Raw genomic sequence first — 9,898 nt, forward strand, 5'->3', positions numbered from 1 at the left:
GAATTATAAGTAAATGTTCCTGCTGCGGTCGCTACCGGCCCGGTGAAGGTCATTTGGTTGGCCGTAATATTATTATTCGCATTAATGGCACTGCCAGTCACACTCAAAGCTCCCAAACGAGTGGCAATTCCCCAGTGCGCCTGTTAACGTCACTGCACCTGCCCCCCCAGACAGCGTTAAACCTTGCACCCCGGCCGCGGTTGCATTCACAGTATCATCAAGATTAATTGCATTCCCGTTTGAATCTAGCGTCGTTGTTGCCGCGAGCGTCACCGGGCTATTCATATCCATTTGAGCTGCTTTAATGCTTGCAGTATTAATCGTAATACCAGCAGAGCCGGTAATATCTAAAGCGCCTAAACGTGTACTCGCCCCTATAGGATTATTCAGTGCCACGGTACTCGTCCCAGCATTCAGTGTAAACGTTTTCGTTCCATTCACCGCATCAAGCACAATCGGACTATTGGTCGAATTAAATGTACTATTACCTGTCAATGTCACCGGACTCGAAAATGTAATGCCGCCGCTATCTGTCGTAATATTACTGCCCACATTCGCTAGATTGGCGCTCGTGTTTAATGACTCAAGACTCACCGCATTGGCAAACGTAACATCACCGCCTGCACCAGCATTTAGAATCAAATTGGTATCCGCCCCTGTCAGGGTATTGGTAAAGTCGATATTATTACTGTTCGAATCATAGGTAAATGTCCCTGCTGCGGTCACTACCGGTCCGGTGAAGGTCATCTGGTTGGCCGTAATATTATTATTTGCATTAATGGCACTGCCAGTGATACTTAACACGCCTAAACGATTGCTATTTCCTAATGTTGAGCTTAAGGTCACTGCGCCAGAACCCGCGTTTAAGGTTAAATTCTGCGTGCCATTCACCGTGTCATTCAGGGTAATCGCATTGCCATTGGAATTAAAAATACTGCTACCGGTTAAAGCCACTGGGCTAGAGAAAACAATACCCCCCCGTATCCGTCGTAATATTATTCGCCACATTCGCTAAACTGGCAGTCGCATTCAGCGACTCAAGATTGACAATATTACCAAACGTCACATCGCCACCGGCCCCCGCATTCAGCACTAAATTGGTATCGGTGCCCGTCAGGGTATTGGTAAAATCAATATTATTGCTGTTCGAATCATAGGTAAATGTCCCTGCTGCGGTCACTACCGGTCCGGTGAAAGTCACCTGGTTGGCCGTAATATTATTATTCGCATTAATGGCACTGCCAGTCACACTCAAAGTTCCCAAACGAGTGGTATTTCCCAGTGCGCCTGTTAACGTCACTGCACCTGCCCCCCCAGACAGCGTTAAACCTTGCATCCCGGCCGCTGTTGCATTCACAGTATCATCAAGATTAATTGCATTCCCATTTGAATCTAGCGTTGCTGTTGCTGCAAGTGTCACCGGGCTGTTTAAATCAATTTGAGCCGCTTTTATGCTGGTTGTATTCAGGGTGATTCCAGCGGTGCCGGTAATATCCAGAGCGCCTAGGCGTGTACTCGTTCCCAAAGTATTATTGAGTGCAACGGTACTCGTCCCGGCATCTATCGTTAATTCCTGAGCCCCATCGACCGTGCTATTCATATTAATCGGGTTATTCGTTGATGTTAAGCTCGATGCACCAGTAATCAAATTTAAGGGCTGAGCGAAAGTCAATGCGCCCGTGTGCGTCGTCAATGCACCACCTAAATTAATTTTAGTAGGAGCACTGGTAATCGATAAGGTATTAATATCACTGGTGCCCGCCAGGGTTATTTCACCTGTGCCAGAGTTTAACGTCAGTGTTTTTGTTGTGCCAGTGATGCCATTTAGTTTTAATGTATTGTTACCATTGGCGGTTAGTGTTGAATCAACAGACAGTATCGCAGCATCCAAAAAGTCAATTTGATTTGCTTTAATTGTGCTGGTATTAATCGTAATCCCTGCATCGCCACTAATAGAGAAATTACCTAATGCTGCAGTATTACCTAAGGTGTTGTTCAATGCCGCTGTACTCGTCCCAGCATCAATTGTAAAATTAAATGTGCCATCAACAGTATTAAGGCTAATTGGATTATTTGTTGAGGTTAAGCTTGATACGGCAGTTAAATTTAAAGGTTGAGCAAAGCTTAATGCTCCGGTATTCGTCGTTAATGCCCCTGCCAAATTAATCTGAGTCGGCGTACCTGAAATCGTTAATGTTTTAATCGTGCTAGTACCAGAGAGGGTAATTTCATCGGTTCCAGACAGTGTAAGCGTATTCGCAGCGCCAGTAATACCATTGCTAATATTAATTTTATTACCATTATTTGCAGTAATTGCTGCATCGGCGCTTAAAGTAACCGCATCCAAAAAGTCAATTTGATTGGCTTTAATCGTACTGGTATTAATGGTAATTCCAGCATCTGCATTAATCGAAAGGTTACCTAAAGCTGAGCTATTACCTAGTGTATCATTCAATGCCACCGTGCTGGTTCCAGCATTCAGTGTAAATGTTTTCGTCCCATCAACCGTATCAAGACTAATCGCACTATTATTCGAGTTAAATATACTATTTCCAGTCAAGTTAACTGGGCTTGCAAAGGTAATTCCTCCGGTATCTGTCGTAATATTATTAGTAACCGTATTGCTTAAACTGGCTGTTACATTTAAAGATTCTAAGCTTACAGCATTACTAAAGATAATAACCCCACCGGCCCCAGCATTTAAAATTAAATTCGTATCCGTACCCGTTAATGTATTCGTAAAGTCAATATTATTACTATTAGAGTTATAAGCAAAAGTTCCTGAAGGCGTTGCGACAGGGCCGCTAAAAGTCATTTGGTTCGCCGTAATATTATTATTGGCATTAATCGCGCTGCCAGTAATATTGAGTGTTTTTAATGCTGTTGAACTGCCTATCTGATCACTTAACGTAACAGCGCCAGCCCCTGCGTTTAAAGTCAAGTTATTTGCACCATCAATAGTGCTATCAAAATTAATTGCATTGCCATTTGAATTTAATACTGTATCGTCCAAAATAGAGACAGAACTATTAAAGTCCATTTGCGAGGCATTTACCGTATCAGTGCTAATATCAATATCACTAGGACCGGCAGTCACATCTAATTTACCTAAGCGTGTATTACTACCCACCTTGTTATTAAACCTAAAGTTTGTTCCTGCACTTATTGTTAGGTTCTGAGCGCCATCAACAGTTCCATCCACTGTAGAAGAAAATGTGAGCTGGTTACCTACTGATGTTAAAGTCGTATGACCCGTTAAAACTACTGGCTGACCAAAAGTTAATACGCCACTACTCGTTGTAATAGCGCCTGATAAATTGATCTTGTTTGCCGTATTAATATCTAAATTAGTAATATTGGTTGTACCTGCAAAAGTCACCTCACCCACAGATGAGTTTATAACGAGGCTTTTAGCTCCCGTCATTCCTGCATTAATATTCGCACTATTAGCACCATTAACGGTTATTGTTAAAGCTTCTGTTAAATTCACTGCATCATTAAAATCAATTTGATTGGTTTTAATCGTTGTTGTATCTACAGTAATTCCGGCATCGCCTGTTAAAGATAAATTACCTAACGCTGTTGTATTTCCCACAGCTTTATTAACAGTAATTGCATTTGTACCTGCATTGGCAGTAAAATTAAACGTGCCATCAATGGTATTATCAAAGGTAATTACCGCATTATTAGAATTTATTTCTGCACTATTACTTGTAATATTAACAGGCCCTGCAAAAGTTAATGTTCCAGCTCCTGAAGTTTGGCGTGATAATTTACCATCAAACTCAAATAATGTTGTCGCACTTGTAGCTAAAATACTCGTGCTCTCTAACCTAGTCTCACTGGCACTTTGACGTGATAATAATATTTCAGTATCCGACACACCATTGAGCATCGTCGCTAACTCAGTGATTTTAATCGCATTGGTTGCATCACCTTCAACATTCACTTGCCCTGCTATTAATGAAGCTCCTGGCGCTGATGTTTCTGGATGCCAAACGATGTTACCTTGATTACCTCCATCGTTAACATAAATTAAGGTAGGTGTACTATAGGTTCCCTCAGGAGCAATAATATAAACCCCATTATTTTGAAAGCTACGCGTAATATTTGAATTATTACCTGATGTGACAAAATTAATCAGCTGGCCACTACCAGAGGTGCTGGTCGTAATAAATTGGGGGGTATTACCATAGCCTTCAATTTGATACGGATAGCTATCATTAGCCTGTATGGCCCAGACAGCATCACTCCCGGTAAAATCAAAGCCAGTGTAACTTGTTTGAATTTTTGAGTTAGCATCACTCAAACCTGTGCCACCAGAAGAGCTACCACGACCTGATGTCTCAGTATTCCAATAGCTATTCGTTACAGATCCACCATTATTAAAGCCAACCAGACCACCGAGATTTGTTGATCCATTTACCTCTCCTAATGAAAAAGAACGAAGAACAGTTCCCGAACTTTCCCCGACTAAACCTCCCACCCGATCAGTTCCATCGATTCGTCCAGTGGCAAACGAGTCTTCAATTGTACCAGAGCTAACGCCAACCAACCCACCAGCGTAGCCATCCGCTAAACCACCATCTACATCAAGAAAAGCACTACTAGATGATTTGCGTATTGTGCCACTATTAGAACCTGCTAAACCACCAAAGTAAATCTCATCCAAAACTAGAACATTACCTGACTGAACAATAGTGCCTGATGTATGGCTATTAATAATAACTCCACCATCATTGCTGCCCGTAAGAATACCATTCTCACGCGCTCCTGTAATCGAGGCATCAGTAATCCGTATATTTTTAACTTCTGAGGTGATTGCATTAAATAAGCCATTATCGCCAGAATCAACGGTGTTCACTGTTAAGTTCGAAATCGTGAAATTTTGACCGTCAAAATTGCCATCATAGCTCGCACCATCAAAAAGTGGCGTCCAATTCCCGGCACTGCTCATATCTATATTTTTACTGAGTGCATAATTCGCACTAGAACTGGCACTATCAATATTATCAAGGCCCATCACATTATCAATGAGCATATAAGATGTTAGATTGCCATTTTGAACTTTTCCTGAAAAATTAGTTGGAGAATTATAATCAGAAGCATAATAATAAATATTAACATCTCCTCCGGCGGATAAATTAATCGTATTATTATCAGCAATAGTCACCGTGCCTCCTGAACTACCGCCAACTCCATTACCATTGCTCACACCTGAGCCATCTAAATCAGCGCGCAAATTTAATATTGCTGATGCATGACTTGCTGTAAAAGTTGCGTCCGCTTGAACAATAATATCGTCATGTGCTTGAAGAGTGAGCGTATTCGCTGCCGTCCAGTTTATATCTGCATTAACTGTAATATCACCCTCTTCACCACCAGTTGCGGTAGTTTGCACAATAACATTACCACTAGCAAGTGCAGTATTTAAGGCTGTTTCATTTAAAATAGAGCCTGTTGATGTGGGCTCAAAAGGCGTAGAACCTGTTACATTAGTATTACTCCCCGTTGAAATAGTAATATTTGTTGGATCTAATAATAATGTTCCAGACTTACCATTGTCAGCTAATAAATTAACAGTCCCAGTAAAATCTAGCTCTCTTCTTCCTGAAACTTCAATAAAGCCACCGTTACCTTGTTTAGAACCTCCTTGTGCATCAATATGACCTGAAAATTGAGTTTTACCATCAGACCATAGAATCACTTTACCACCATCACCCTCGTTAATGGCTGAAGCATCAATCTGAGTTGCTTGGCCGACATGAGTCAATGTTGATGTGGGTAGTTTATCACCTCCTTGATAATCTCCACCGATGTATATTTCACCCCCTTTTTTTACTCCTGTCGCGGTAATTTTTGCATTGTTAATTGTTATATTATCACCTAAGATCTGAACTTCACCCGCCGAAGCTATATTCGTGCTAGTCGTATTATTTACGTTAACCTGCCCTGAGACCGTAATATCTGACTGATTATCGCCTTTTAAAATTATAAAACCATCTTTATCTTCAATCGCAGTTGCTTCAATAATTCCCGTTGTATTAATACTATTTCGAATCGTCTTGGCAACTTGACCTGTTGTCAGTGACACAACACCGCCTGGCGCAGAAAGAGTGCCTGTGTTAGTAATACCCGCTGTAATAACATTACCACGATCATCATAAGTAGTTTTTGCCATATTCTCTGAAACAAGTGTCCCATCAGAAAAACTAATCAAATTATCGCCATATAAATCAATCGTCACAGCCGCACCTGAAGCCAATGCAATCTGCCCTAAACGCGCACGCACTGTACCATGATTACTTACAGCAGGCGCAACAAGAGCGACGAGCCCTTGATCGGCTGTAATCAATCCGTGATTCTCTATGCTAGAAAATGTATTTAGAAATTTAAAATCAAAGTAGAGTTGATCATTAATGAAGTTTTGGTTCGTAATGCTTCCTGTAGATGCGATAAAGCTTGCCGTATCAATATAAGCGTTAGGACCAAAGTAAACACCACTTTGATTACTAAGAATAATCTTTCCGTTGCTGTTGAGTGTTCCAAGGATTTGGCTACTAAATGGCCCAGTCACACGATTTAGTAGCCATTGATCCGCATGCTGCATCTGGATATTAACTTCTTCATCACGCGCAATTGAAAAGCTATTCCAGTCAATAATCGCTTTATCAGAAGATTGGCCGATAATTAATTTTTTATTTGACGCTCGATTAAAATCAATTTGCCCATGACGAACAAGCTCACCTTCAGGCAATGCAATGCATAAGCAAGGAGTTGTTATACTTAAACAATATAAAACTGCCCGACATAGAGCAGTTTTTCTAAAAACTGCTGAGCTAATTACTTAACCACCTAAATTAGGTCTATTTCTATTCTATATATGAAGTTTGCAACAACCATGCCAATAGCTAATTAAGCTGAGAGTTTAGAGATAAAACTATATCAACCAAAATTTCCTATAAAATTTCTTAATAATAAAATAGATTTAATCACTAACAATGTAAAAACCTTAGAAAAACCTTATTTCAAATTGGCGTTTTAATTTTAAATTCTCCATATCAATCATTTAAAATTAAAGCACTAAAAATTTAAAACAAGCCAATAAACTGGCATAGATATTGCAAAAGTTAAATTTTCAATATGACCCAATACATCAAGAGAAACAGATGCAACTTGGCTTCAAATTAATCTACCCACTATTGTTAGTGCTAATTTTCATAGTGAATTCCCCAGTGTCATTTGCAAAGCTCATAATAATCACTGAGCAATACCCTCCTTTCAATTATAAAGATACAACGAAAAAAGCAGGAAAAAAGCAACAACTCACAGGTATTGCTGTTGATATTTTAAAGCAAACCTACCTCAACGCGGGGTTAAAACTGAATCTCAATGATATAAAAATACTCCCTTGGAGCCGCGGTTATTACCTAGCACAACAAGCTCACTTAACAAACATGCTCTTTTCTACTGCTAGAACAAAAGAGCGTGAAGATCTTTTCAAATGGGTTGGCCCTATAGTAGCAGACTATACCTCAGTTTACGCTTTAAAAAGGAAAAAATAACTATTCATAATCAAAATGATTTAAAATCGTTTCGTATCGTTGGTATTCTAAAAGACTCCCACGCACAACGTATTTTAAACTCTGGGATAAAGTTAAAACAAGTACCAAAATTCAACAAAATGCCAGAAATCCTAATTAAAGATCAGGCAGATTTATTTGTCTATGGTGATGCATCTACGCCTTGGCGGATTAAAAATAGCCGACACGACCCAAAACAATTTGAAGTTGTCTACCGTTTCAAACGGCCCAGCATGGCATATTTTGCTTTTAATAAAAGCACTCCTGATGCAATATTCAATACTTTTAAAAAGGCTTTTGAAAAAACCATGGCAAATAAAGAAAAAATACAAAATATTTATATGAAATATGGTATAGATATTAATCAGCAATAAAGAAAAAAATCTCTTTTAATTCTAATAATATACATAGTACGATCATCAACGACTTTGGCTTAATTCCTAATTTTTCATAACTCCTTTTTCAGCATAATAACCCAATATTATCTGCACATGAATCTAGTTATATTTCAATTTTCACCAATAATTAATGTCTTTGACAGTAATTGTAACTTATCCTGCAAAATATTGATAATGGTATAAATTTAATATTTCATATTAAGACCCTTTAAATCAACTAAGCTAAAAATAAGTATTAAGAAGGGATGCACCACATGAGCAATATCAAAATAGAGCCAATTAATTTATATCCCGGCTTTAATCAGCTTGAAGCTCAGCTTTTTATCTATCAAACACTCTATAATCACTTAATACCCATCGACTCTTTTACTGCATTTTGCCAAATTTTACATAAGGCAATCCCTTGTGATAGTGTGTCCTACCACAATCAAAAATATCACTTATCTTTCCAACAAGGCGAAGCAAAAAAAATTTCATTACTCAGTTCCTCTTAAGTACAATAGCGAATCGATCGGTGAGCTAACATTCAGCCACAACACTCCTTTTAGTCGTGGTATCCAGTTAGAACTTGATGCCTTATGCTCACTTTGGCTGACTCCACTCTACTATGCACTGCAATACCACCTTGCTCTGCAAGCAACGCTACAAGACCACCTAACAGAAACCGGCAATCGAGCCGCTTACGATAAGGCCTTAGAGCAAGAAACAAATTATGCCAAACGCCATGACTCCCCTCTAACCATGCTGTTAATTGACATTGATCACTTTAAATTAATCAATGACCAATACGGTCATCATCAAGGTGATTTGATCTTGCAACAGCTTGCGAAATTACTGAAAAAACTGGTCCGGGACTCTGATACAGTCTTTCGTTACGGTGGAGAAGAGTTTGTTGTTCTTTTACGCAACACCGATCTTGAAGGTGCCAACCTACTGGCCAAACGTATTTGCCAAACAGTTCATCAAGCCACCTCATTTAAAATCGATGAAAAACTTAGTGTCAGCATTGGCAGCTGTGAATTCGACCATTATGATCAACAACAGCAATTTTTCCTGCGTGCAGATCAAGCCTTATATCATGCAAAACAACAAGGCCGTAATTGTGTAGCGAGCTATCATGCACTTGATAAAGAACCTGCCTTACTGTAACCGTTGATACCGACTAAATAGCCAAAACTGAATAAAGTGCGCTATGATACAGCCTTTAACAATCAATGATAAATAAAAACCATGCGCAACAATCAGCTTACTTTATTAGCAAGCAGTATCGTCTTTATCGAGTGGGTTGAATTTTCACTCTATATGTATTTAGGTACGCTATTAAGTCACTTTTTCTTTCCTCAAGACTTAGGCTCTCACGCGCTATTACTCACTTATGCGATATTTGCAATCTCCTATTTAAGTCGCCCTCTTGGGGGATTATTATTTGGCCTTTACGCAGATAAACATGGCCGCCGCTCCCCACTGATTATCAGCTCCCTACTCATCGGCCTGGCGACAATTGCCATCGGCTGCATCCCCAGCTATCAGCATATTGGCCTACTGGCTCCTATCTTATTACTCATTTTTAGGCTAGTTCAAAGCTTAGCGATCTCAGGCGAGTTCAATAATTCAGCCATTTATCTCATGGAGCATAACCCCAAACGGACGACGCTTGCAGGGAGCTGGATCGGCACCGCCTCTTCAGCAGGTATGTTTGTCGGTGGCTTAATCGCTGTTTTAGTGAGCGCTAGTCACCACCCACACAGCTGGCGACTTGCTTATATTGTGATTGGCTGCCTCTCATTGCTGTTGATGCTATTAAGAAAACGATTATTAGAATCCCCAAGCTATCAACAGATGCTTTTAACACAGCCGAAAACATCTCATCAGGCAGTACTCTCCCAATTAATCAAACACCATCAATTAGGCCTCATT

6 protein-coding genes are annotated in these 9,898 nt (G+C 39.8%); 4 read left to right on the forward strand and 2 right to left on the reverse strand.

Going from position 1 to position 9,898, the window contains the following annotated elements:
- Positions 1-81 precede the first annotated feature (81 nt).
- Together BGC07_RS04610 and BGC07_RS04615 are read right to left on the reverse strand one after the other, a co-directional pair.
- Entirely contained in the window at positions 82-1,008 is a 927-nt protein-coding gene (locus BGC07_RS04610) for a hypothetical protein (RefSeq protein WP_139121618.1), read from the reverse strand.
- Positions 959-6,757, reverse strand: coding sequence for a two-partner secretion domain-containing protein (locus BGC07_RS04615; RefSeq protein WP_069312146.1), 5,799 nt, complete (start codon positions 6,755-6,757; stop codon positions 959-961). The genes BGC07_RS04610 and BGC07_RS04615 overlap by 50 nt, the downstream gene beginning before the upstream one ends.
- A gap of 478 nt (positions 6,758-7,235) precedes the next feature.
- On the opposite strand from BGC07_RS04615, the gene BGC07_RS04620 reads away from it, so the two are divergent.
- The 4 genes from BGC07_RS04620 to BGC07_RS04635 form a co-directional block, all read left to right on the forward strand.
- Positions 7,236-7,565: a transporter substrate-binding domain-containing protein gene (locus BGC07_RS04620; protein WP_158006870.1), complete on the forward strand. Its 330-nt coding sequence runs from the start codon at positions 7,236-7,238 to the stop codon at positions 7,563-7,565.
- The gene (locus BGC07_RS20055) at positions 7,505-7,957 is read left to right on the forward strand and encodes an ABC transporter substrate-binding protein (RefSeq protein ID WP_139121619.1); all 453 of its coding nucleotides are present in this window, start codon (positions 7,505-7,507) and stop codon (positions 7,955-7,957) included. The genes BGC07_RS04620 and BGC07_RS20055 overlap by 61 nt, the downstream gene beginning before the upstream one ends.
- Before the next feature lie 429 nt (positions 7,958-8,386).
- Positions 8,387-9,130 (forward strand): GGDEF domain-containing protein, encoded by a 744-nt coding sequence (locus BGC07_RS04630; RefSeq protein WP_235602929.1) that lies wholly within the window; start codon positions 8,387-8,389, stop codon positions 9,128-9,130.
- A gap of 81 nt (positions 9,131-9,211) precedes the next feature.
- A partial coding sequence (locus tag BGC07_RS04635; RefSeq protein WP_077216761.1) for an MFS transporter occupies positions 9,212-9,898 on the forward strand: 687 nt, incomplete at its 3' end.

This window comes from Piscirickettsia litoralis (assembly GCF_001720395.1).
GTDB lineage: Bacteria > Pseudomonadota > Gammaproteobacteria > Piscirickettsiales > Piscirickettsiaceae > Piscirickettsia > Piscirickettsia litoralis.

Coding starts and splice junctions, on each gene's coding strand:
- BGC07_RS04610 (WP_139121618.1), bottom strand. CDS start 1,008: ATGTGGCGAATAATATTACGACGGATACGGGGGGGTATTGTTTTCTCT.
- BGC07_RS20055 (WP_139121619.1), top strand. CDS start 7,505: ATGGGTTGGCCCTATAGTAGCAGACTATACCTCAGTTTACGCTTTAAA.